Source organism: Lysinibacillus sp. NPDC056185 (genome assembly GCF_047737915.1).
GTDB lineage: Bacteria > Bacillota > Bacilli > Bacillales_A > Planococcaceae > Lysinibacillus.
Genome location: NZ_JBLLLQ010000006.1, coordinates 72,683 through 95,542, shown reverse-complemented (window position 1 = coordinate 95,542; position 22,860 = coordinate 72,683). Strand labels below are relative to the sequence as shown.

Genomic DNA, 22,860 nt, shown 5'->3' with positions numbered 1-22,860 from the left:
ACAAATAGTGTAAATGAATTTTTGTGGCTTGAGAAGGGACGGATGGCATGAGTTCTTTTGTACGGGGTACACTATTTTTAATGTTTGTGATTTTTTTATCTAAACTCTTTGGCTTCTTTTATAGAATGCAATTTATGCGTATCGCTGGTGAAGAGGCAGTCGGCATTTATATGACCGTCTATCCGGCATTCATTTTCTTCATCTCACTCATTCAACTTGGACTACCTATCGCTGTGGCAAAAATTGTAGCAGAGTTACTAGCAAAGAACAAACGCGAAGGCATCTATGGTGTTATGCGTACGGCTATACTTTGGTCATTTATTGGAATGATCATCTTTATGCCGATTGTTGCACTTACTATACCATATATCTCGACTACACTTTTACATAATGAACAAACAACAATTACGCTTTGGATTGCACTCTTTGCTGTACCAGTGTCAGTTGGTTCTGGCTTATTGCGCGCTTATTTACAGGGTATTGCGAAAATTACACCAACAGCTTGGGCTCAAATGATTGAGCAAATTATCCGCATTACCTTCATCACATTTACACTGCCTTTTGTGGCTGCCTATGATAACGCTGCCGTTACAGCAGCCTCTGCTATGGGTATTACGCTTCTAGCTGAAGTCGTTGCTTTCTTGTATTTGTGGATGCATTATATTGTCTCAAAGAAAAAATTATTGACACAAAAAAACAAAATTGAGGCTTATCCTTCCTCTCCGATGTTACGGATTGCCCTTCCTTCTGCAGGAAGCAAGCTATTTGGATCTTTTACTTGGTTTTTAGAGCCTATCATTTTTTTAAAGGCTTTAACAATGGCAGGATTGACAGCCTCCGCTGCAACAATTTTATATGGGGTTATTTCAGGTGTACTAGTCCCCCTATTATTATTCCCGGCTTTTGTGTCTGCAGCACTTTCGATCGTTCTTATACCAGCTGTTAGTGATGCCGTTGCACGTCAGCACATACCGCTCCTACAGGAACGTATTTCTGTATCATTGCGACTTTCATCATTAGTGGGCTGTGTTGCTGCTACGTACTTTTTCGTTCATGGAGACGACTTAGCTATGAAGCTCTTTCACTTACAAGAAAATCGTGGATATGTGAAAATATTGGCCCCTATTTTTTATTTTTATTATATACAAAGTCCATTGCACTCTATATTACAAGCAATCGGTGAGGCTCGTGCAGCAATGATGAACTCCATTTATGGTGGTCTTGGTAAACTCTTTGTCATGTTCGTACTTGCTTCTCAGCCTGGGATACAGGAAAAAGGTGCCGTTGTAGCAATTGGCTTTGGCGTTTTATTAACTTCATTTTTGCATATCGCAACAGTAAGACAGCGCAAAAATTTACGTGCTGGCTTTAGAATGTTTGTCGTGCCATATAGCTGCTTTATTGCTGTTTGTGTTACTCAGTATTTCCTGATGCAAATAATGCCACTGCCTTTTATTTTAAGTAGCTGTGTAACGTTGTTTTTACTATTTACTTTCTTATTATTCACCAATCAGTTGCGCATAACTGATTTGCGCTACCTTCGTAAGCTGGCCAAGAAAGTTTAAGATTCTTTCAGCTGGATATGAAGCCGATCTTCTTCCCAAACACAAAAAAATACTGTGTTACTATCCGTAATATTATTTTTAGCAAGCTCTGCTATTAACCAATCAGTATCTTTATGCAAGACCTGTAAATGCCTATCCTGAATATCACCGTCGATAATCAGTGGGTAAACAAATGCCTTTTCATCTTTTTGGTATACAGACAGATTGCCCGAGGGCTCTAGATAAGCATAAGCAATATCTGTAACGGAAGCATTTCCGTTTTCGCGTAATTGTTGACACAAATCATCTAAATTATAGCGTTGCTTGCGCATTTCACTTTCTAAAATGACACCATCTCTTATCAGTAATACTGGATCACCATCAACTAGATCACGGAATTTTTTACTTTTGAGTGAAATATATGCAGTTGTTATTTGTATGAAAAACAATATGATGATTGGTAAAATCACACTAAATAAAGGACTTTCGAAATCATCAAGTGCAAACGCAGCAACCTCAGCCATTAAAATGGATACAACTAAATCTATTACAGATAATTCGCCGACCTCACGTTTACCCATTAAACGAAAAATTATTAGGATAAACACATATAAAAAGCATGTTCTAAAAATAATCGTTAAATATTCTTCCATACAGTCACCCCCATAATATAAGGTGACCGTGTACGTTACTTTTTATACAAAAAAAGCCTTGTCAAAAATGAATTCTGCATTTTGACAAAGCTATTTATATGGTGTAAGGCGTTGTCCACTAATGTTGGACAACGCCTTTAAAATCAATTTTAGTCATTGTTAACTCGTCCGATTGCCTGACGATCAAATTTTACGCGCACATTGTCTGCGATTTTTAATGTTATAGTTGTGTCCTCAATTGAGTCAATCTCACCATGTAAACCACCGATTGTAATAACTTTATCTCCACGTTGCAAATTACCCTGCATATTTTGTGTTTCCTGCTGTCTCTTTTTGGCAGGGCGGATTAAAATAAACCACATTGCAACGAACATGATTAAAATCATGATTAAGCCAGAATATTGTTCCATCATTCTTGCCCCCTTTCTAATTCTCACTTTTTTAGTATAGACTATTCCACCCTAAAAAAGCGACGGACAAGCCCAATTTTTTTCTATATTACTAATATTTTTTCTAAGATAGACAATTTTTTGCTAGAAATATTCAAATTTCACACAAATTTACATGATTTTTTTACTAAATATTAGAAGTTCTTTGCGTTTGGTCCATTAAAGCCATATTTCTCGAAAAATTCTTCTCGGAAATCACCAAGACGGTCCTCGCGTATTGCCTCACGTACTTGTTCCATTAGCTTCAATAGGAAGTGTAAGTTATGGTAAGTCGTTAAACGGATACCAAACGTTTCTTCCGTACGAATTAGATGGCGGATATAGGCGCGTGAATAGTTTTTACATGTATAGCAATCACAGTTCGGATCAATTGGTCCGAAATCACGTGCATATTTTGCATTTTTAACAACTAAACGACCTTCAGATGTCATTAATGTGCCATTACGGGCAATACGTGTTGGTAATACACAGTCAAACATATCAATACCACGAATAGCACCATCAATTAATGAGTCAGGTGAACCGACACCCATTAAATAACGTGGTTTATTCGTTGGCATTAGTGGTGTTGTAAACTCTAACACTCGGTTCATAACATCCTTAGGCTCACCAACAGATAGTCCTCCAATTGCATAACCAGGGAAATCTAGCTCTACTAATGCTTCTGCAGAACGACGGCGTAACTCCTCATATTCTCCCCCTTGAATGATACCGAATAGACCTTGGTCTTCTGGACGTTTGTGTGCCTCTTTACAACGTTTAGCCCAACGAGTTGTACGGTCTACCGATTGCAGCATATAGTCATATGTCGCAGGGTAAGGTGGGCATTCATCAAAAGCCATCATAATATCTGAGCCTAAATCATTTTGAATTTCCATCGCCTTTTCTGGACTTAAAAACAATTTGTCCCCATTCAAGTGATTGCGGAAATGAACCCCTTCTTCTTCGATTTTACGGAATTGACTAAGTGAGAATACTTGGAAACCACCTGAATCTGTTAGAATCGGGCGATCCCAGTTCATAAATTTATGCAAGCCACCTGCTTCTTTAACAATATCATTACCTGGTCGTAGCCATAAATGATACGTATTTGACAGAATAATACCTGCATTCATGTCCTTTAATTCCTCAGGTGACATTGTTTTAACAGTTGCTTGTGTACCAACAGGCATAAAAGCTGGCGTTTCAAAAGAGCCATGTGGTGTATGCACGATGCCAAGGCGTGCTCCTGTTTGCTTACAAGTATGAAGTAGCTCATAACGAATTGCTGGTTGTGTCATATTATAAAAATCCCTCTCTTATCTAAAGTAAAAACAGTACTCCGATTTTTATCTTTATTCTCCTTTTGGACGAATAAACATAGCATCACCAAAGCTAAAGAAACGATATTTTTCTTCTACAGCTTGATGATATGCACTTAAAATTGTTTCTTTTGTTGCAAGCGTACTAACAAGCATTACTAGGGTAGACTTTGGTAAATGGAAGTTTGTGATTAAACCATCTACAACAGTAAATTCATATCCCGGATAAATGAAAATAGACGTCCAACCTTGTTCTGCTCGCACTTCGCCTTCATATTTAGAGCCGATAGTTTCTAATGTACGTGTAGAGGTTGTACCAACTGCAATCACTTTTCCACCATTACTCTTCACTCTATTTATGATAGATGCGGTTTCTTCCGTTACACTATAAAATTCTGAATGCATTTCGTGATTTTCAATTGAATCTACACTTACAGGACGGAAAGTTCCAAGTCCCACATGTAAAGTGATAAATACAACTTCGACCCCTTTTGCTTTTACTTGCTCAAGTAATTCTTCTGTAAAATGCAAGCCAGCAGTCGGTGCTGCAGCTGAGCCACGCTCTTTTGCATAAACGGTTTGGTAACGATCCTTGTCCTCTAATTTTTCACGAATATATGGAGGTAGTGGCATCTCACCAAGTTGCTCTAAAATTTCATAAAAAATCCCATTATATTTAAACTCAAATGTACGCCCACCATGATCAAGCTCTCCTGTACAAGTAGCTGTCAGTAAGCCATCTCCAAATGTTACAACTGTGCCGACTTTTACACGTTTAGCTGGTTTAACAAGTGTTTCCCATTCATCCGTACCTGCCATTTGCTTTAATAGCAGTACTTCTATATGAGCACCAGTTTCTTCTTTAACGCCCATTAAACGCGCTGGTAAGACTCTTGTATCATTTAACACAAGGCAGTCTCCCGCTTGTAGCTCATCTAAAATATGAGCAAAATGATGATGCTCTACATTTTGTGAGCCTGGCGTCACTACCATTAAACGACTAGCTGTTCGGTCCAAAAGTGGTGTTTGTGCAATAAGCTCTTCTGGCAATTCAAAATCAAAATCTTCTACACGCATGAAAATACTTCCTTCTTCTAGGTTTGTTGGGGATACTCATATCCAAAATGTTCGTAGGCTGAATGTGTTGCCACACGTCCACGTGGCGTACGCTGTATAAAGCCAATTTGCATCAAATATGGCTCATATACATCTTCAATCGTTACGCGTTCCTCGCCTATAGATGCTGCCAGCGTATCTAAGCCTACAGGGCCACCACGGAAGCGCTCAATCATATTGGTCACAAGTTTATGGTCAATATGGTCAAGTCCTCTAGGATCGACTTGTAATAGCTCAAGCGCTTGCTTAGCAAGTCCCTCCGTTATCATACCATCTCCGATCACCTGTGCATAATCTCGCACTCGTTTTAGCAAACGGTTAGCAATACGGGGTGTACCACGTGAGCGTGTCGCCATTTCAAGTGCTGCTACTTGCTCAATCTCAACATCAAATAAATGCGCACTACGTACAACAATTTCTGCAAGTGACGTATTATCATAATACTCCAACCTCAATAACACGCCAAAGCGATCCCTTAAAGGTGCTGATAATGCGCCAGCTCTTGTTGTGGCACCAACGAGTGTAAATGGCGGTAAATCTAGTCGTACAGAACGCGCTTCAGGGCCCTTACCAACGACAATATCTAAACAAAAATCCTCCATCGCAGGATAAAGCACCTCTTCTATTGCACGAGGCAGGCGATGTATTTCATCGATAAATAGCACATCCCCTGGTTCCAGTGAGCTTAAAATAGCTGCTAAATCTCCAGGACGTTCAATTGCAGGGCCGCTAGTCATGCGCACATTGACATTCATTTCATTAGCAATAACAGCAGCTAATGTAGTTTTACCAAGTCCAGGCGGTCCATATAACAGCACATGATCTAAACTTTCCTGACGAAGCTTTGCCGCTTCAATGAAAATTTGTAAATTCTCCTTTACTTTATGTTGACCAATGTATTGTGCTAATCTTTGTGGCCGTAAAGATAATTCAAACTGTTCATCATAGCTACCTGCCTCACTAGCAATCATACGTTCAGACATGTACTTCCCCCCTTTCACTATTTTAACTTTAATAGCAATTGTAAAGCTTGTTTCATAAATGCATCTGTTGTTTCAAGCTTGTCGTTTTCTTCGAGCTGTGGACGTATTTTTTCCAATTCTTTTTCAGAATAACCAAGTGCCATTAAGGCAAGAATAGCTTCTTCAAGCTCATGTTTATATGGATTCACACCAAATAACGGTAGCTCATCTTCTGTACTTGGCAGCTCAATTGTCTCCAACAATCCGCCAAGTTTACCTTTTAAATCTAGAATCATTTGACGTGCCGTTTTCTTACCCACACCAGGAAACTTTACTAAAAACGATTCATCTTCTCGTTCAATGGCACTGATAACCTGTTGCGGATTCCCAGTAGCTAAAATAGCAAGTGCACCCTTCGGTCCAATTCCTGATACTAAAATAAGTTTACGAAACAGCTCTCGTTGGTCTAAACTTGGAAAGCCATATAACACTTGTGCATCCTCACGTACATGCAAGTGAACAAAAATTTGTTGTTCAAGGGCCGATGTCCGGAACGCAAATGGATTTGGTGTATTAAGCTGCCAGCCAATCCCTTGCTGTTCAAGGACGATATACTCCGGAGTTATACGCTTTACTTGTCCTTTTAAATAATCATACATTCTATAATCCCTCACAATCATCGTCTTCGATTATAGCATATTACGAACGAATGCTCGACTATAAGAAATAACACAAGTAGTCGTTCACATACAAAAATGACCGCCAAAAGACGGTCATTTCTTTATCATTTTATCAATATCGTACCACAGTTTTGGCCAATATGTGAGAGCCCGTTTTGTAAATGGCACTAAATAATCTAAAAATACCAGCTGTTGATTTAATGGTAAATCCGCTGCAAAAAGCCATTCACGTAATAGCTCATTTGGATATTTTAAACGATGTAGCTTTCTTTTATCTAATCGTTTCAACTCTGGTAGCTCAGCAAATATTTTACCAAGGTCATAATCTACGGCAGGCAATACACGATGTAACCATAAAATGTATTCATCATCTGCTTCCCCAAGGTGAGCCAAATCAAAATCAATTAAACGTAATTCCCCATCTGAGCACCATAAAAAATTATGATGGACGACATCTCCATGTAAAAGCGTTGTTTCTTTTTCAGGTACATCTTCCTGAGCGATTAGCTGTAACGATTTCTCACTATAATGTAAAATTTGATTGATTTCTTCCTTTGTTAAAAATGCACGAAATTCATTCCGTCTGCTTTTAAAACGCATATGGCGCATTTGCCATTTTAAAAGCTGTGAATAGGTGTGCAAACCTGGCACCCGCTGCCAAGCAATTTTTTTATTTGTATCATGTAATGTATTTAATAGCTTTAGTGATTCCTTCCGATCCTTTTTATGTGCAAAATTAGCACTATGACTTCCTTCTTGCCAATCTTGCACGATTAAATACTCATCTTCACTTTTCATTAAAGGTAAGATCAACGAGGGCTCCAGATGTCCAAGTCGGCGATGAATAACCCTTACCTTTTCTGCTATTTCTATCTGCTTTGCTCGTTTCACAAAATAATTTTTGGATTGATATTTATACTTCCAAATATTAGGCTTTACTTCTTCGATAATATACGCTTTTTCACCATCGATAAGGCGTCATCCCGCCTGGAGAAAAGTGCGGTGACATCCATGGTCCTACCGAAGCATGTGGCATATGGCAATGTGAAGGACACGGCATTGGGCATGGTGGTGGACATGGTGGCGGACAACAACATGGGTCCATTTGCCAAGTCGGCATCATGACTGGTTGTGCGTGACAACCACATGGCTGTTCCATTTCCGGCATCATTTCCGGCATTGGCTGATATTCTGGATTCATAGGGAAGAATGGAGATGTACTAGATTCTAAGAACTCCTCCGCCCCAGCAACTTTTTCACAACCCATTTCACATGATGGTTGCTCTGGCATTGTATAAGCCTCAACTTGCGGTTCCATTGGCATCGGCATTGGCATTGGCATCGGCCAATACATATGATGATGCACTGGCTGATGGCAGCTTGCACAATGTGGTACTGCTGGCATTTGTGGCATTTGTGGCATGATAAAAATCGGTTGTGGCATTGGTGCTGGTGGTGGCGCCATCGGTTGGGCTACAGGCTGTGGTGGTGGTTGAATTTGAATTGGAGATACAGTTTGTTCTACACTTGGCATGACAACGTTTTGATTCCAGCTAAGCTCAACAGGCGCTGGCTGAGGCATCGGCATTGGCATTGGATAAGGAAATGGAATCATCTGCGGTTCTGGCATTGGTGGTGGTGGTACAACAATTGGTGGTGGCGTTGGTCTTTGAACCTCTTTTTCTTTAACGTGCCTTGTAGGTGACTCCTTGTGCATATGTTCTTTATGCATGTGCTCCTTATGCCCCTCTTTATGGGATTCTCTATGTCCCCCCTCTCTATGCCCTTCTCTATGCATTCCCCAATCTGTTTCTCGATGATGTTCTCTATGTGGTTCTTTGTGTATTTTTTCAGGTAGGATAATTTCCATGCCCGGTACAATATAATCTGGATTAGCAAGATGGGCATTAAGCCGCTTTAAATCTTCAAACGAAATTCCGTACTCTTTCGCAATCTTCCACAACGTGTCTCCCTTTTGGACAATATGAATACGCAATTTTTTCCTCCCTTCCTCTCTTCGTATCATATGTTCAATGTTTCATTTGGATACAAAAATTTCACGCATGTTGGAAATGCTTCATGGTACACTAGTTTTAAGGAAAACTGCTTCCTTTATTACAAGCAGAGGTGATCTCTTATGAAAAAAATGTTAGGCGAAGAACGCCGACTGCAACTCCTAGCACAACTTAAAAAAAGTACAGCACCTATAACAGGGACGGACCTAGCTAAATTCGCTAATGTTTCTAGACAAGTCATTGTCAATGATATGACATTATTAAAGGCTAGAAATGAACCTATTATTGCAACTAGCCAAGGATATCTTTATATGCATCAGGAACAATTACAACAAACTGTTGAACGTACAATTCCTTGCTTCCACTCTGCTGAGGATGCAGAAGATGAACTTATAACAATAGTTGATTGCGGTGGTACAGTAAAAAATGTTATTGTTGAACACCCAATTTACGGGGAAATTACCGCATCCATTATGGTTTCTAACCGTCATGAGGTAAATAAATTTATTCAACGCGTCAATGAAACACAGGCAAGTTATTTATCCGAACTAACAGGTGGTACACATCTTCATGTTATTTCTGCTCCTTCTGTTGACATTTTAGATTTAATTGAACTTACTTTACAAAAAAAGAGCTATTTAGTTGTAGATCAATAATTGAACAAGTTTTTATTGAATTTAAATGATTAACTTGAATTATCATTTAATTTTTATGAAGCTTATTTCATTTGTTCCATATTCATATTGAACTTACTATTGTAATTTCAACCAAAAGAGCTATCCACTTGGATAGCTCTTTTGTATGTCAATGAAATTAAGATATTAAAGTATGGCTCTGCGGCAAAATGAGGGGGATTTCCGTCCGCTGAAACAGGAAGTGAGTAGCATGAAACGGAAATCATCCTCATTTAAAGCTCCAACATTCACAAAGAATTTCTTGGCCATTTTGTTTTTCAATACTATGAGCTATCCACTTTAATTGGATAGCTTCAAAGCTAGAGAAATCTTTTTCGTTGTGAAGGTGTTGGCAATAAACATACTTCTTTTCGTCCAAAAAGACGATATCTATTTTTTGCAAATAACCGATACATTGTATTTCGTATAGATGGAGGAATCATGATCAAAATATAACAAACAGGCCAAAAACTATCTAATCTCCTACAGATTTTAAGTGCTGCCGTGGATTTAAAATATACCTTTCCCTGTTCAATTAATATGACACTATCAATATTTTCTGGTACTTCGTATTGTGAAAGTATTGCCTGCCCAGCTTCACTTTGAATGGACGCGAATTGAAAATACGCTGCTTGATCATATTTGATAATAAATTGCACACTGCTATCACAAAAATTGCACACTCCGTCAAATAATATAATGCCGCCCATACTGATTCCTCCTCGTCAAGACGAAATTGATTACTCGTCTGATGTTCGATAAGTAAAGTATGTACCAAGTGATTTCACCTTGCAACCAAGTGCAGCTAGTTCTTCCATAGCTCCACGCATCATAGGCTCCTTTTCATCTGCTAAAACATCAATCATAAAGAAATAATCACCTAAGCCTGTTTTTAATGGTCGTGATTCGATTTTACTTAAATTTAATTGTCGCCATGCAAATACTGATAATACTTGATGTAATGCCCCTGAACGGTCCGTTGGTAATGTAATCATGAAAGTTGTCTTCGCTTGTCCATCAGATAATTCTTGCGGCAATCGTCTATTTTGCTTTGATAATACGAAGAAGCGTGTATGGTTAAAATGGAAATCATGAATATCAGGTTGAACGATTTCTAAGCCATATTTAACTGCCGCCGCTGCATTTCCAACTGCCGCAATGCACTCGTTTGGATTTTCGGATACAAATTTTGCCGCTGCTGCTGTTGATGTTGTTTGATGTAACGGAGCATGGCTGAAGCGATAAAATAAATATTTATGACATTGGGCTAGAGCATGTGGATGTGAATAAACTCCTACGATTGACTCCCAATTGTCCTTCTGCTCTTTATTTACCATTAAATGCTGCTGTATTTTTAACTGAAGCTCACCTGTAACATATAAGGTCGCCTCATGAAATAAATAATCAAGCGTTAACGATACAGATCCTTCTAAAGCATTTTCCAGTGGTACAACTGCTAAATCTACCTTCCCCTTTGCTACCGCTTCAATACATTCTGGAATTGTAGAACAAGGGACAAGCCACTCATTCGGAAAGGTTGCCTTTGTTGCTAAGTATGTAAATGATGCCTCAGGTCCTAAATATCCTATTCGTTTTTCCCATTGTTGCTCTGTCATTACATTTACCTCCTTCACTACAACTTGTAGCTTTTGATTTTATATTAAAATGGCTCATCACCATAACGTGGGGTTGATTTCCGTTCCGACTGCCCGCTTTGTTGTTGCTGTCGCTTCGCTTTCGCACAGAGCAGAGCTTCCTGGGGGCGTCCGATGAGCCGCTTGGGGCAACAGATGTTTTTTGCGCGAAAGCGTAGTGCTAACGAAGCGTCAGCAGCAGGATGTTGGTCACGAAGGCGTTATCACAGGACGTGATGGTTTTAGCCTTCGTTCCTCTATTGCTGATCCCCAAGGAGTCGCGCAGTCTCCACTCCAATCAACTTATATACATGACAACGTTCTAACAAATGTTATCCTCAACTTCTCCCTAAATTTCACTAATGGAAAAATTCGGAATTTTCAATCCGTTAAATTCACTTTATATTTCTACATCAAATGATAGACAAAGGCATAATGTGAAGCTTTCCAAAATGCTCCGGCGATTGCCGCACCTCTTAAATCAAATTATAGAATTTTTTGTGATAGTCTTTATTTTTTGTTATAGAATAAGGAGCTGTCCCATGAAGTGATCATTTCATCACATGGGACTGCTCCTTTTGAGCTTATTTACATTCTGTCAAAAATTCAAACTTGCTGTCAGTCATTACAATGCACCAGAACTAATTACTTCCGCTGACTCTACAAAATCTAAACGTTTAAGTTGCTGTATTAAATCATCCAGTTCACATGTCATACTAGTGACATCTAACGATAATGTAACATTCGCACGTCCTTGAATCGGTATTGTTTGATGGATAGTCAGTACATTGCAATGCGTAATTGTCACTGTTTCTAAAAGCTTTGCAAGTGTTCCTTTACGGTCCTGAAGCTGTAAAAAGACTGTTAAAATGCGTTCCTGCACAATTGAATGAAAAGGAAATACAGCATCCCGATATTTGTAAAACGCACTACGCGATAAATCCACCTGCTTTACCGCATCCCAAATGGAAGATACCGAACCACTTGAAAGTAAGTGTTTCGCCTCCAAAGTTTTTTGCATAGCATCCGTTAAAACATCTTCACGAACTAAATAATATCGCTGATTCGCAACATTCTTCATACGCTTCCCCCTAAAACCTATTCTTAGTCGACAAATTCAAATTCGAATTCCAATAAGCGTACAATATCACCATTTTGTGCACCACGTTCACGTAATGCTTCATCGACGCCCATACCACGTAATTGGCGTGCAAAACGACGTACACCGTCCTCGCGGCTGAAGTCTGTCATTTTGAAGATACGCTCAATCGCATATCCACCAAGAATGAATGTACCATCAGGATCACGAGAGATTTCGATTGAATCTGCTTCAGATTGGTGTTTGTAAAGTACCGTTGCATCTGATTCTTCATCTAGATCGTCGAATAATGGGAATTCAGGAGTCACTTCCAGTAAGTCGGCAATTTCAAATAATACCGGCTTTAAACCTTGGCGAGAAACCGCTGATACTGGGAAGATTTTCGCATCTTCGCCCACTTTTTCACGGAAAATTTCTAAGTTTTCCTCTGCATCTGGCATGTCCATTTTATTTGCCACAATAATTTGTGGACGTTCTGTTAAACGAAGATTATATTGTTTTAGCTCATCATTAATTGTTAAGTAATCTTCATAAGGATCGCGCCCTTCCATACCCGACATATCAATTACATGTACGATAACACGTGTACGTTCAATATGACGGAGGAATTGGTGACCTAGACCAACACCTTCGTGCGCACCTTCGATTAAACCTGGTAAATCTGCCATTGCAAAGCTACGATGATCATCCGTTTCAACCATTCCTAAGTTCGGTACGATTGTAGTGAAATGATAAGCACCTATTTTTGGCTTTGCCGCAGAAACAACAGATAATAATGTTGATTTACCTACACTTGGGAAGCCAACTAATCCTACATCTGCTAGTACTTTCAACTCTAATATAACATTTAATTCTTGTCCTGGCTCACCTTTTTCAGAAAGTTCTGGAGCAGGATTGGCTGGTGTTGCAAAACGGGAATTCCCGCGGCCACCGCGACCAGCTTTTGCGATAATCGCTTGTTGACCATGCTCGACTAAATCCGCAATAACAACGCCTGTTTCTTCGTTCATTACAACCGTGCCCGGTGGTACTTTAACGATTAAATCATCTGCACGTTTACCATGCATCCCTTTACTCATACCATGCTCACCACGGTCAGCCTTGAAGTGGCGTTTGTAGCGGAAATCCATTAACGTTCGCAGACCTTCTTCAACTTGAAAGACAACATTCCCGCCGTGACCACCATCGCCACCAGCTGGACCACCATTCGGTACAAATTTTTCACGACGGAAGGCTACCATTCCATCCCCACCGTCGCCACCTTTTACATAAATCTTGACGTGATCGACAAACATTTAATTCACTCCCTGCTTGCACTCAATACATATATCCAAGACGCATTTGTCTCTTCCACTGTTTGAATGTCTAATTGTTTCAAACCTTTTTCGGTGAATGCATCAGCACTCCATAGCCCATTTAACGTGAATGTCACGGCAAATGTATGATCGTCAACACGTACATCGAGCACTAAGCTCTGCTCTGTAAATGGATCTAATGTATCATAAACATGCATAACTGTTTTGTTTAAGTAATCTACAACTTCCGAATCAACTGTATTTGTGACAGACATTTTTATGTCACCGCTAAGCTTCATTGGTAATGAAGGATAGCGCCAACCTGCTGTTTGCAGCCATTCGATTGTTTGCGGTAATTGTAGACGATTAAGGATAGAAAGTACTTGTAATTGTTCTGAATAATTTTGAATAAGTTTTTTTGATTCATCAATTCTACCTAAATCTAAATTCATGCGAATAAGCTGAAGCTGATTCACATAATCATGATTTGCAAAACGTATTACTTCACTAATGGTTAGTGATTGATTGTTCATCCCATTCACTCCAATAAAGTTATCCTTACTAGTATAACAAGTTTTGCTGTATTTTTCCCTTAATTCTTCAATCAATTATGCCGAGGCATAATTGTTGCTGTCGCTTCGCTTTCGCACAGATAAACAATGCGTCCGGAATCAGCTTTGTGCTAGCACAAAGAACTCTTTTCCGATTCCGTGGGAGGCTTTGGGCCAACGTGATGTTGATCACTCAGCCGTATGTTGTTGTTGTTGTTGTTGTTGTTGTTGTTGTTGTTGTTGTTGCTGTCGCTTCGCTTTCGCTACGAAAATACTTGTAGCTGACGCTTTGCTTTCGCTACCAAAACCATTTGTAACTGACGTTTCACTTACGTTACATAAAACATTTTGCTGAAAGAAATTGAAATTTAGCCAAAAAAAGGACTGCAATAAATGCAGTCCTCCGCTTTATGTTATCTTTTTAAAAGATTAAGCTTCTTGTGATGCTGGGTATACAGATACTTGTTTGCGATCGCGACCTAAGCGTTCGAATTTAACAACGCCGTCAACTTTAGCAAATAGTGTATCGTCACCACCACGACCTACGTTTGTACCAGGGTAAATTTTTGTACCGCGTTGACGGTAAAGAATTGAACCACCAGTTACGAATTGGCCATCAGCACGTTTAGCACCAAGGCGTTTTGACTCAGAGTCACGTCCGTTTTTAGTAGAACCTACACCTTTTTTCGATGCGAAAAATTGTAAGTCTAAAGTTAATAATAATTTCATTCCGTTCCACCTCCTACTTGGTTGTAGTTGATTTGGATGTATTGTCCGTAATTTTGCACCATCGAATACACTTGGGCAGTCATTACTTGGACAATTAACTGTAGTTTCGCATCAATCTCAGGCTCTAATTCTGATGGTAAGTTTACCTTAAGATAGCCTCCACCTTCAGCAGCTTGTTCGATTTCTGGCTGTAATTGTAATAGTGCATAAATAGCATTTACTGTACCAATGGCAATTGTAGATGCTCCAGCACATACTAAATCCTTACCAGATTCATCGTATTCTGCATGTCCTGAAAATTCAAATGCTGACACATGTCTATTTTCATCGTGATGAATCGTAACTTGTATCATTCGCTACACCTCACAATTAAGCGTTGATAGCTTCAACAACTAATTTTGTGTAAGGTTGACGGTGACCTTGTTTACGACGGTAGTTCTTTTTAGCTTTCAATTTGAAAACAACGATTTTTTTCGCACGGCCTTCTTTAACAACTTTAGCTGTTACAGTAGCGCCTTCTACGAATGGAGCTCCAACTTTAACGTTTTCGCCACCAACGAATAAAACTTTATCGAAAGTTACAACCTCGTCAGCTTCTACACCTAATTTTTCAATATAGATTTCTTGACCAGCTTCTACTTTGATTTGTTTACCACCAGTTTCAATAATTGCGTACATTTTACTGCACCTCCTCTTAGACTCAGACTCGCCTGTTTATAAAGGTGATCCTAGGATACTTAAACCTTTCCAGTGCGGTTGCAGTAGCACAGGTGCTACAAACAATAACATTAAAATATTACCACAAGATTTTTTTTAAGTCAATCTATTCATTACATATTTCTCGAATGCTAAACGATATTTTCGATAATTCCATTCCTTTAACGCTTGAAGCCATATAAATAAACATAAAATTGCTAAAAAAATAGATTGTGGGAGGTAACATAAAGTTACCATGAATAGTATAAAGGCGATTATAAGAGAAAACCAGTAATAATATTCAAACGCCCGAACACTTGGAGTGAATAAAAATAAGCATGCTAAAAATATTCTACCACCGTCCAACGGAATAATCGGTAAAACATTGATTGCTAATAGCACAAGTTGCACATTAATAAATTTAGTAGCAAGCAGTTCTGGCATAAAAAAAGCGAGGCCAATCCCCAATATTGTAGCGATTGGTCCCCCTAAGGCAATCCAAAGGAGTGACGTTGCAGGCACAACCGCTGGATTTTCAAATTCTATTTCCCCTCCGTAAGGTGTAATAACGCATGATTTCACCTTAACACCACAAAGCATTGCCGGTAACAAATGACCAGCTTCATGCCATAATAACGAAGATAAAATAATGGCGTAATAAGCAATTTGACCAGTAAAAATCATTAAAAATACGAGAGGGATACATAGAAGATGCAGTTTAATTTTCATTGGACGCCGCTGTTTCAAGCCATTGTACAATCTGCTCTAAGCTATATTGTGTTTTATCTTTTTCAATCGAAATATAGAGTTGTCCCGCCTCTTTCATGCCGATTAAATCGTTTGCCTGCACCGTTGTATATGGAAGTTGTGCTAAACTATCCAGCATCCCATAGGATACTGTTGTACCATCATCATAGCTTATTGTCATTGTTTTACCGGTATATTTAGTATGGCCGGTAAAAACGACAAGACCATTCTTTCCAGCATAAACCGGTAGGCCCATGTCATATTGCAATAAAAAACCTTCCTTAAAAACTTGCGCATTGGCAAATGATAATAGTTCAGTTTGCCCAACATCACTCGAAACTAAAATTGTTGTATCTTCTTTATTTAGCCAACTTTGCCCGAGCTCACTTAAGTAGGTTAAATCTGCTGATGTTGTAACAAGTTTTCTCACAGGTGTTTCCAATACACCTTGATCCTCTAAACGTATTACAAGCATAATTGCAGCCACAAGCAGTATCGTGACCAACCATTTCCATTTTTTAAACAAGCCCTCATCCTTTTTTCACACTATATGAGATTGCATGTCCATTCATGCACAAGAAAAAAACCTTCTCGTACAAATGCACGAAAAGGCTGATGATTATTTAGAAAATAACGCTTTTAGTTTTGAAAATACACCTCTATGCTCATCTTCAATTGCCATAAGTGGCACAGACTCGCCAAGAATTCGACGGGCAATATTACGATAGCCTAGAGATGCTTTATTAGTAGGATCCATTACTACCGGTTCACCTTTATTGGATGATGAAATAACTCCTTCATTATCTACGATGATCCCTAATAAATCGATAGACAAATGTGTTGTAATTTCATTAACATCCAACGTATCACCGCTTTTCATCATATGCTGGCGAATGCGGTTAATAATTAGTTTAGGTGCAGTAATTTCTTCCTGTTCGAGCAAGCCAATAATTCGATCTGCATCACGCACGGCAGAGATTTCTGGCGTTGTTACAACAATTGCATGATCTGCACCAGCAACAGCATTGCGATAGCCTTGTTCAATACCCGCTGGACAGTCTATTAAAACATAGTCATAGTCCCTTTTTAATTCTTCTACTAAGCTCTTCATCTGCTCAGGTTTAACAGCATTTTTATCTGTCGTTTGAGCAGCAGGTAATAAAAATAGTTTCTCATCTACTCGTTTATCTTTTATTAACGCTTGATGAATCTTACAGCGTCCTTCAACAACGTCTACTAAATCATAAATAATCCGATTCTCAAGACCTAAAATTACGTCCAAATTACGAAGTCCAATATCAGTATCTACTAAACATACTTTCTTACCTTGTAGAGCCAATGCAGTCCCCAGGTTAGCCGTTGTCGTTGTTTTTCCGACACCGCCTTTACCTGAAGTTATGACGATCGCTTCTCCCACACTAGCTACCTCCCTTAGACACATTTAATAATGGTCGAATATTTTTTAACGCGTTTATTTGATCGTACGTAATGCGCCCATCATAGCCAATAAATGCACAAGTCATCTCTTCATGTTTAATAGCTTTTACATGCTCGTCCGACATTGCCTGAACCTGATCAGCAATCATAATATGTGTGGCTTCAAAAAGAGATGCTGCAATGATTGCCTCCTTATTACCATGAACGCCAGCATGCGCAATTCCCTTGAGTTTACCTAGGACATACACATTGCCACCCGCTTCTACACGTCCGTTCGGATTGACATTCCCTACGATAATAATATCTCCTGACGAACGCAGAACTTGACCCGATCTGACCACACCAATATATGTATCTTGTTGACTTTCAATCCTTTTCTGGTTGCTTTCATGGACAGTCAGTACTTCACTTTGCACCTTTGAAACAATTAGTTGCTCTGTTTCCTGAACAATTTTAATAAGCTCTTTGATTTGTTCATCAGAACAGTATCGATAGCCCAAATATAATTGTACATCTACTTTACTATCGATACCGCTTTCTGACACTTTCTTTTTAAGCTCTTCTACTAAATCGACATATGCACATTGATCGTCTAAATGAAGAACAAATCCATCCTTTGTCCCCTTCATATTAACTAACTGTTTTTTCATGAATGCCTCACCCCACGTTGCTCTTTATTAAGAAACTTCACGTGCTCTCTGTAAGACACGCGCATTTATTAGATACTTAAAGGCCCAACCAAGAATCATTAAAAATAGTGCATTAGCAATGATCGTTGGCAGCAGTCGTGAACGTAAGAAATCCGATAATGGGATCGTTGTAAAGTCGATAAGATAGAAGAATTGATAGAGTATAAATTCTAAAATTGCTACTAAAACAACCGAAATCGTCGTTGTCACAACTAAGTGCTGATGAATAACTTTCACAATAGACCCTGCTAAAAAACAAATAAGCGGAAACAGTACTGAATATAATCCAATAATATCAATGTAAAACACATCATACAAGACACCAAAAAAAAGTCCATACATTACCGCTCGCTGACGGCTGTAATAGATGGAAATAAATATTAAATATAAGATTAAAAATCTCGGAACTAAATAAAAGATTTGCCCTTTCACTTCAATCGGTGAAAACATAGCAAACTCTGGTTCTACCAAAAATAGTAAAACTGCCACAGAGGGGATGAGAAACCGAACCATTATTCCGCCTCCTCTTTACCCTTTTGTGGATGTGTTAAATCCTCGTTCGATGTATTACCATCAGATCCGTCTATTACAGTAGCGGAACGTTTAGCAATAACAACATAGTCTAAAATTGAAAAATCAGCAGATGGTTTTACATAAGCCATTTTTGTTAAGCCAAAATCATCTGTACTTACTTCAGTTATTTCTCCGATTGGCACATTTTTAGGGAAAATACCGCCAAGTCCTGATGAAACGACTTGCTGACCCTTTTTAACTGTTAAACTTGAATCGATTCGCTTCATGATGAGTTCATTACGCTCTTTATCATAGCCCTCGATTAAACCGTATGCTTGTTTATCTCCTTGAACCATCGCAGAAACACGATAGTTTGGATTATTTGTATATAAAAGCTCTACCTCAGAGGTGAAAGGTGTCACTAAAGTAACTTTACCGACTAAACCTTTTGCTGTCATAACTGCCATATTTTTTTCTACACCGTGTGAAGATCCTTTATCTAAAATGATCTTTTCTTCCCACTGGTCAGGATTTCTAGCAATAACTGTGGCATGAATCGGATCATAAGCTTTTAAGCTTTCCGATTTGTCCGTAAGCTCTTGAAACTTTTTAATATCAGCTTTCAAGTCCGATGCCTCAGCCTGTACGGCTGCAAATTCATCTAAGCGTGCTTTTAAACGTTTATTTTCTTCGTACGTGTTTAAGAGGGAATCAATACTATTAAAAACACCAGTAATATAATTCGCCGGCTTCGCAACAATAGATTGTGCGACGCCGACAGTGTCTTTAATAATTTGCTCTGGTAAAGTTGCATTCGTCCGTTCACGTAATGAGAAGCTAATCAATGCCACAAGAAAAACCATGCCCACGAGTAGCAAAATTAATTTCTTATTGAAAAAAAAATGTGGCATTGCCTAAACCTCCTTACCCTTTAACTTGTTGTTGACGAATTAAATCAATATGTTCTAGAGCCTTACCTGTACCAATAGCAACACAGTCCAGTGGATCTTCTGCGATAAATACTGGCATATTAGTTTCTTGGCTAATAACTTTGTCTAAATTCGTTAATAGCGCACCACCACCTGTTAGTACAATTCCGCGTTCCATTACGTCTGCAGATAATTCAGGAGGTGTTTGTTCTAGAGTTTTTCGAACACCATCAATAATAGATGCTACCGCTTCACGTAAAGATTCAGAAATCTCCTGTGAAGAAATTTCGATCGTTTTTGGTAAACCTGTTAAAAGGTCGCGTCCTCTAATTTCCATTCTTTCTTCTGGACCCTCAGCCAATGCTGTACCAATTTCCATTTTTACTGCTTCCGCAGTACGTTCACCAATTGTTAAGTTATATGATTTACGAATATACGAAATGATGGATTGGTCCATTGCATCCCCGCCAACACGCACGGATTCACTTGTTACAATACCACCTAATGAAATAACCGCTACCTCTGTTGTACCACCACCGATATCAACGACCATTGACCCTGTTGGATCCCATACTGGTAAGTTCGAACCGATTGCTGCTGCAAATGGCTCTTCAATTGTAAATGCTTCTTTAGCACCTGCTTGGCGAGCAGCATCAATAACCGCACGTTGTTCAACCGATGTAATACCATAAGGCACACAAATCATAACATTCGGTTTTTTCCAGTTACCGCCAGAATTTTTACAAGCTTCTTTTAAATAGTATTCTATCATTGCTGTAGTAATATCAAAATCAGCAATAACGCCATCTTTCATAGGACGGATTGCTACGATTGACCCAGGTGTACGACCAATCATATTTTTTGCATCATTACCAACTGCAACAATATCTCCGGTTTTTGTATTTTTCGCTACAACTGAAGGCTCGCGTAAAACGATTCCCTTCCCTTTAATAAACACTAATGTATTCGCTGTGCCAAGGTCGATCCCGACATCTTTACTTCCTAATCCAAACAATTTGTGTACTCCCTTTCTATTTAAGCCATACTTTCGTTGACATCAACTACACCCAGGCGTATTTACGCCCCAAGCCTCTATCTTCATTCACTCAGTGTTAGACACCTACTGAAAAAAAACTACACACTCATTTATCTCACACCTGTTGGAGTAAGAGTCTTTTTCTGAACAAAAATAAAATCATACCGTTCATTATAACGGAAAAACGCAAGAATTTGTAGTGCCACATACCTCTTCTCGCGGAAAAGATACTATTTTAATTCCCACCCAAACAAAAATAGTACGTATAGATTAGCATATAATTTTTATTCTTGTAAGACAACGTGTAATAGGCTACCAATTTTTGTGAATATTATAGACATTTTTCTACGAGTACAATAACGTTTTCTAAAAAAAAAGGTTCGCTTTTATTTTTGGCTTTTCGCAAAAAAATACAAAATATTTATTTTTAAAATAATAAAGCGATTTGATTCGGCAACTGCTTTACAATTTTAATCGTGTAAATCTCGCATAAACCCCCTAAATTTTCCATCAAAAAAAACTCTGCAAAATTTATTGCAGAGTTAAAAGTATCCTTTTTCTTTCAAACTAATGAACTGATGATCACCGATGATAAGATGATCTATTAAATCTATGCCTATAATATAACCAGCCTCTAAAATTCTTCTCGTCACTTCTATATCCTCTTCACTAGGTGTTGGAACTCCGCTAGATAGCAATAGGTAAGGCTTTGAAGTAATCTCTACCTTTTCCCCTGCTCCACACCGTGCATGCAACTTTCATCGCACACGGCATTCCATCGTTTGCCTTCTATTTCATTTATCTCAATCTACTAAGTTTTCGCTCAAGGTCTATCACGCTCCAATCATGGCTCGTGACCTTTTTAGTCATCCTAGAATCCTTGAAATGATTGAGTTGAAATAGTTTAGACGAAACGACTTGAGGCTATTGTTCCATTTCCATTACAGAAACTTCATTACTCCTGCCTCTACTCTCACTATCATAAAAGGAAGTTATAGATACATTCCTTTCCTTCCTAACACTTCATCGAGTGTGTACTCTTCATGTTGATAGCTTTCCACGTTCCCTTAACCCTATCAATACTTAACTTAGGTGCTAGCTCTTGCCTGGCGTCCTCTCCATCGCCTGTAACGATGCATGGAGCTTTCGAAACCACCATACTTACTCGCCCACGGAAACGCACTTGAATTCTCATCAAGTCTACTCATTTCTAAATAGTCACACTTACAGACATTTCGTTCGCTAGTTCGTCAGTGTTTTACCACATTCTCACCATATTAAGTTTTAATGACTCCCGACCTATCCGTTACACCAACTACCTCTAGTTAGCTTTCGGTTATCAATTAGATTGGCACTACGGTAACATTCAGCCGACTTCACCGAGCTTCACACCTTATTCTTATACACATTCGAATAACGCATGTCGGAGTATTAGAGTAGGCGTTTCAAGGCGTTACCCTATCATTCCACCTATCGAGTGAAGAGTTCACGACTCTCTTACTTGTCAACTTGACGTTCGGACAGCATGCGCAACCTTTTCAGTTACGAACGTGTCGCACGGTGATTATGTGCACAAATAATAGAAGCCGCAGATCTTTTTACAGCTTCGCGATATATCTCCCGAGGATGGACGATCGAAGCATTTAGACTGCCTATAAAAATCGTCTGTCTATGAATAATTTGATTTTTTACGTTTAAAAAAAGAACTACAAAATGCTCCTGATTCAGTGAGGTCATATCAGGCATTAAATAGGCAGCTGCATCTTCCGGTGAACGAATCGTATATTTTTCATCGTTATATTTCTGTGCGAGACGTCTACCGAGTTCAATTGCCGCTAATAATTGAATGGCTTTGACCTCACCAATCCCTCTAATAGCAACCATTTCTTCTATTGTTGCATGTTTCAAATGATGTAAACGTTCAAAAACGCTTAGTACGCGATTTGCAAGTACAAGAACAGACTCTTCTTTAGTGCCTGTTCTTAGTAAAATAGCTAGCAGCTCCTGATTCGATAAACTCATAGCTCCTTGTCTCCGTAGTCTTTCACGAGGTCGATCCTCTATATTAACGTCTCGTATCATCGTCCTTGGTAAAACATCATTTGGCAAAA

Annotated in this window: 26 protein-coding genes, 2 pseudogenes and 1 other annotated feature; of the genes and pseudogenes, 2 read left to right on the top strand and 26 right to left on the bottom strand. The window is 38.9% G+C overall.

The window, feature by feature from the left end:
• The first annotated feature begins 47 nt into the window (after window positions 1-47).
• A complete protein-coding gene (locus tag ACMZ42_RS08305) occupies window positions 48-1,565 on the top strand; it encodes an oligosaccharide flippase family protein (RefSeq protein ID WP_370075414.1) in 1,518 nt (505 codons plus the stop codon).
• On the opposite strand, the gene ACMZ42_RS08300 is transcribed toward ACMZ42_RS08305, so the two are convergent.
• The 8 genes from ACMZ42_RS08300 to ACMZ42_RS08265 all read right to left on the bottom strand — a co-directional run bounded on the left by ACMZ42_RS08300 (window position 1,562) and on the right by ACMZ42_RS08265 (window position 8,701).
• Window positions 1,562-2,197 (bottom strand): DUF421 domain-containing protein, encoded by a 636-nt coding sequence (locus ACMZ42_RS08300; RefSeq protein WP_415731137.1) that lies wholly within the window; start codon window positions 2,195-2,197, stop codon window positions 1,562-1,564. The two genes, ACMZ42_RS08305 and ACMZ42_RS08300, sit on opposite strands and share 4 nt — an antisense overlap.
• A 149-nt stretch (window positions 2,198-2,346) precedes the next feature.
• Window positions 2,347-2,607, bottom strand: coding sequence for a preprotein translocase subunit YajC (yajC, locus tag ACMZ42_RS08295; RefSeq protein WP_370075823.1), 261 nt, complete (start codon window positions 2,605-2,607; stop codon window positions 2,347-2,349).
• Window positions 2,608-2,780: 173 nt separating this feature from the next.
• A complete protein-coding gene (tgt, locus tag ACMZ42_RS08290; RefSeq protein WP_370075416.1) occupies window positions 2,781-3,926 on the bottom strand; it encodes a tRNA guanosine(34) transglycosylase Tgt in 1,146 nt (381 codons plus the stop codon).
• Between the two features lie 54 nt (window positions 3,927-3,980).
• The gene (queA, locus tag ACMZ42_RS08285; RefSeq protein ID WP_370075417.1) at window positions 3,981-5,024 is read right to left on the bottom strand and encodes a tRNA preQ1(34) S-adenosylmethionine ribosyltransferase-isomerase QueA; all 1,044 of its coding nucleotides are present in this window, start codon (window positions 5,022-5,024) and stop codon (window positions 3,981-3,983) included.
• Between the two features lie 17 nt (window positions 5,025-5,041).
• Window positions 5,042-6,046 carry a Holliday junction branch migration DNA helicase RuvB gene (gene ruvB, locus ACMZ42_RS08280; protein ID WP_370075418.1) on the bottom strand — a complete coding sequence of 335 codons (1,005 nt, stop codon included), beginning with the start codon at window positions 6,044-6,046 and terminating at the stop codon, window positions 5,042-5,044.
• A 17-nt stretch (window positions 6,047-6,063) separates the two neighbouring features.
• Window positions 6,064-6,684, bottom strand: coding sequence for a Holliday junction branch migration protein RuvA (gene ruvA / locus ACMZ42_RS08275; protein ID WP_370075419.1), 621 nt, complete (start codon window positions 6,682-6,684; stop codon window positions 6,064-6,066).
• A gap of 114 nt (window positions 6,685-6,798) precedes the next feature.
• A complete protein-coding gene (locus tag ACMZ42_RS08270; RefSeq protein ID WP_402873027.1) occupies window positions 6,799-7,596 on the bottom strand; it encodes a phosphotransferase in 798 nt (265 codons plus the stop codon).
• 70 nt (window positions 7,597-7,666) lie between these two features.
• Window positions 7,667-8,701 (bottom strand): LysM peptidoglycan-binding domain-containing protein, encoded by a 1,035-nt coding sequence (locus ACMZ42_RS08265; RefSeq protein ID WP_415731136.1) that lies wholly within the window; start codon window positions 8,699-8,701, stop codon window positions 7,667-7,669.
• Between the two features lie 141 nt (window positions 8,702-8,842).
• Between ACMZ42_RS08265 and ACMZ42_RS08260 the strand changes: the two genes are divergently transcribed.
• On the top strand, window positions 8,843-9,376 hold the full coding sequence (locus ACMZ42_RS08260) for a transcription repressor NadR (protein ID WP_415731135.1): 534 nt from the start codon (window positions 8,843-8,845) through the stop codon (window positions 9,374-9,376).
• A gap of 338 nt (window positions 9,377-9,714) precedes the next feature.
• Here ACMZ42_RS08260 and ACMZ42_RS08255 read toward each other — a convergent pair whose 3' ends face one another.
• From ACMZ42_RS08255 to radC, 18 genes and pseudogenes are all read right to left on the bottom strand, one after another.
• Window positions 9,715-10,104, bottom strand: a complete 390-nt coding sequence (locus ACMZ42_RS08255; protein WP_415731134.1) for a thiol-disulfide oxidoreductase DCC family protein — start codon at window positions 10,102-10,104, stop codon at window positions 9,715-9,717.
• A 30-nt stretch (window positions 10,105-10,134) separates the two neighbouring features.
• Window positions 10,135-11,010, bottom strand: coding sequence for a prephenate dehydratase (gene pheA, locus ACMZ42_RS08250; RefSeq protein WP_370075424.1), 876 nt, complete (start codon window positions 11,008-11,010; stop codon window positions 10,135-10,137).
• Window positions 11,011-11,653: 643 nt separating this feature from the next.
• Complete coding sequence (locus ACMZ42_RS08245; protein ID WP_053484814.1) at window positions 11,654-12,109, bottom strand: ACT domain-containing protein; 456 nt, start codon at window positions 12,107-12,109, stop codon at window positions 11,654-11,656.
• A 23-nt stretch (window positions 12,110-12,132) separates the two neighbouring features.
• Complete coding sequence (obgE, locus tag ACMZ42_RS08240) at window positions 12,133-13,422, bottom strand: GTPase ObgE (protein ID WP_402873035.1); 1,290 nt, start codon at window positions 13,420-13,422, stop codon at window positions 12,133-12,135.
• Between the two features lie 5 nt (window positions 13,423-13,427).
• The gene (locus ACMZ42_RS08235; protein WP_386845426.1) at window positions 13,428-13,955 is read right to left on the bottom strand and encodes a Spo0B domain-containing protein; all 528 of its coding nucleotides are present in this window, start codon (window positions 13,953-13,955) and stop codon (window positions 13,428-13,430) included.
• Between the two features lie 207 nt (window positions 13,956-14,162).
• The gene (locus ACMZ42_RS08230) at window positions 14,163-14,363 is read right to left on the bottom strand and encodes a hypothetical protein (protein WP_415731133.1); all 201 of its coding nucleotides are present in this window, start codon (window positions 14,361-14,363) and stop codon (window positions 14,163-14,165) included.
• A 39-nt stretch (window positions 14,364-14,402) separates the two neighbouring features.
• A complete protein-coding gene (gene rpmA / locus ACMZ42_RS08225) occupies window positions 14,403-14,702 on the bottom strand; it encodes a 50S ribosomal protein L27 (RefSeq protein ID WP_132356986.1) in 300 nt (99 codons plus the stop codon).
• Entirely contained in the window at window positions 14,699-15,055 is a 357-nt protein-coding gene (locus tag ACMZ42_RS08220; protein WP_132356987.1) for a ribosomal-processing cysteine protease Prp, read from the bottom strand. The genes rpmA and ACMZ42_RS08220 overlap by 4 nt, the downstream gene beginning before the upstream one ends.
• 16 nt (window positions 15,056-15,071) lie before the next feature.
• On the bottom strand, window positions 15,072-15,380 hold the full coding sequence (gene rplU / locus ACMZ42_RS08215) for a 50S ribosomal protein L21 (RefSeq protein WP_323647589.1): 309 nt from the start codon (window positions 15,378-15,380) through the stop codon (window positions 15,072-15,074).
• 14 nt (window positions 15,381-15,394) lie between these two features.
• Window positions 15,395-15,470, bottom strand: a sequence feature (ribosomal protein L21 leader region).
• Between the two features lie 45 nt (window positions 15,471-15,515).
• Window positions 15,516-16,127, bottom strand: a complete 612-nt coding sequence (locus ACMZ42_RS08210) for a stage IV sporulation protein FB (RefSeq protein ID WP_415731132.1) — start codon at window positions 16,125-16,127, stop codon at window positions 15,516-15,518.
• Window positions 16,117-16,671 carry a peptidoglycan DD-metalloendopeptidase family protein gene (locus tag ACMZ42_RS08205; RefSeq protein ID WP_132356989.1) on the bottom strand — a complete coding sequence of 185 codons (555 nt, stop codon included), beginning with the start codon at window positions 16,669-16,671 and terminating at the stop codon, window positions 16,117-16,119. Before ACMZ42_RS08205 ends, ACMZ42_RS08210 begins: the two co-directional genes overlap by 11 nt.
• A 93-nt stretch (window positions 16,672-16,764) precedes the next feature.
• The gene (gene minD / locus ACMZ42_RS08200) at window positions 16,765-17,562 is read right to left on the bottom strand and encodes a septum site-determining protein MinD (RefSeq protein WP_370075430.1); all 798 of its coding nucleotides are present in this window, start codon (window positions 17,560-17,562) and stop codon (window positions 16,765-16,767) included.
• Window position 17,563: 1 nt separating this feature from the next.
• Complete coding sequence (minC, locus tag ACMZ42_RS08195; protein ID WP_370075431.1) at window positions 17,564-18,232, bottom strand: septum site-determining protein MinC; 669 nt, start codon at window positions 18,230-18,232, stop codon at window positions 17,564-17,566.
• 27 nt (window positions 18,233-18,259) lie between these two features.
• Window positions 18,260-18,784, bottom strand: coding sequence for a rod shape-determining protein MreD (mreD, locus tag ACMZ42_RS08190; protein WP_370075432.1), 525 nt, complete (start codon window positions 18,782-18,784; stop codon window positions 18,260-18,262).
• Window positions 18,784-19,695, bottom strand: coding sequence for a rod shape-determining protein MreC (gene mreC, locus ACMZ42_RS08185; RefSeq protein WP_370075433.1), 912 nt, complete (start codon window positions 19,693-19,695; stop codon window positions 18,784-18,786). Before mreC ends, mreD begins: the two co-directional genes overlap by 1 nt.
• A gap of 13 nt (window positions 19,696-19,708) precedes the next feature.
• The gene (locus tag ACMZ42_RS08180) at window positions 19,709-20,728 is read right to left on the bottom strand and encodes a rod shape-determining protein (protein WP_132356994.1); all 1,020 of its coding nucleotides are present in this window, start codon (window positions 20,726-20,728) and stop codon (window positions 19,709-19,711) included.
• 563 nt (window positions 20,729-21,291) lie between these two features.
• Window positions 21,292-21,438: pseudogene (locus ACMZ42_RS08175) on the bottom strand (JAB domain-containing protein); the annotation flags it as partial.
• An 871-nt stretch (window positions 21,439-22,309) separates the two neighbouring features.
• Window positions 22,310-22,831, bottom strand: a pseudogene (radC, locus tag ACMZ42_RS08170) (RadC family protein); the annotation flags it as partial.
• Window positions 22,832-22,860 lie beyond the last annotated feature (29 nt).

Bases quoted from the DNA above. Each gene is read 5' to 3' on its own strand.
- ACMZ42_RS08305 (WP_370075414.1), top strand. From the start codon at position 48: ATGAGTTCTTTTGTACGGGGTACACTATTTTTAATGTTTGTGATTTTT.
- ACMZ42_RS08300 (WP_415731137.1), bottom strand. From the start codon at position 2,197: ATGGAAGAATATTTAACGATTATTTTTAGAACATGCTTTTTATATGTG.
- yajC (WP_370075823.1), bottom strand. From the start codon at position 2,607: ATGGAACAATATTCTGGCTTAATCATGATTTTAATCATGTTCGTTGCA.
- tgt (WP_370075416.1), bottom strand. From the start codon at position 3,926: ATGACACAACCAGCAATTCGTTATGAGCTACTTCATACTTGTAAGCAA.
- queA (WP_370075417.1), bottom strand. From the start codon at position 5,024: ATGCGTGTAGAAGATTTTGATTTTGAATTGCCAGAAGAGCTTATTGCA.
- ruvB (WP_370075418.1), bottom strand. From the start codon at position 6,046: ATGTCTGAACGTATGATTGCTAGTGAGGCAGGTAGCTATGATGAACAG.
- ruvA (WP_370075419.1), bottom strand. From the start codon at position 6,684: ATGTATGATTATTTAAAAGGACAAGTAAAGCGTATAACTCCGGAGTAT.
- ACMZ42_RS08260 (WP_415731135.1), top strand. From the start codon at position 8,843: ATGAAAAAAATGTTAGGCGAAGAACGCCGACTGCAACTCCTAGCACAA.
- ACMZ42_RS08255 (WP_415731134.1), bottom strand. From the start codon at position 10,104: ATGGGCGGCATTATATTATTTGACGGAGTGTGCAATTTTTGTGATAGC.
- pheA (WP_370075424.1), bottom strand. From the start codon at position 11,010: ATGACAGAGCAACAATGGGAAAAACGAATAGGATATTTAGGACCTGAG.
- ACMZ42_RS08245 (WP_053484814.1), bottom strand. From the start codon at position 12,109: ATGAAGAATGTTGCGAATCAGCGATATTATTTAGTTCGTGAAGATGTT.
- obgE (WP_402873035.1), bottom strand. From the start codon at position 13,422: ATGTTTGTCGATCACGTCAAGATTTATGTAAAAGGTGGCGACGGTGGG.
- ACMZ42_RS08235 (WP_386845426.1), bottom strand. From the start codon at position 13,955: ATGAACAATCAATCACTAACCATTAGTGAAGTAATACGTTTTGCAAAT.
- rpmA (WP_132356986.1), bottom strand. From the start codon at position 14,702: ATGAAATTATTATTAACTTTAGACTTACAATTTTTCGCATCGAAAAAA.
- ACMZ42_RS08220 (WP_132356987.1), bottom strand. From the start codon at position 15,055: ATGATACAAGTTACGATTCATCACGATGAAAATAGACATGTGTCAGCA.
- rplU (WP_323647589.1), bottom strand. From the start codon at position 15,380: ATGTACGCAATTATTGAAACTGGTGGTAAACAAATCAAAGTAGAAGCT.
- ACMZ42_RS08210 (WP_415731132.1), bottom strand. From the start codon at position 16,127: ATGAAAATTAAACTGCATCTTCTATGTATCCCTCTCGTATTTTTAATG.
- minC (WP_370075431.1), bottom strand. From the start codon at position 18,232: ATGAAAAAACAGTTAGTTAATATGAAGGGGACAAAGGATGGATTTGTT.
- mreD (WP_370075432.1), bottom strand. From the start codon at position 18,784: ATGGTTCGGTTTCTCATCCCCTCTGTGGCAGTTTTACTATTTTTGGTA.
- mreC (WP_370075433.1), bottom strand. From the start codon at position 19,695: ATGCCACATTTTTTTTTCAATAAGAAATTAATTTTGCTACTCGTGGGC.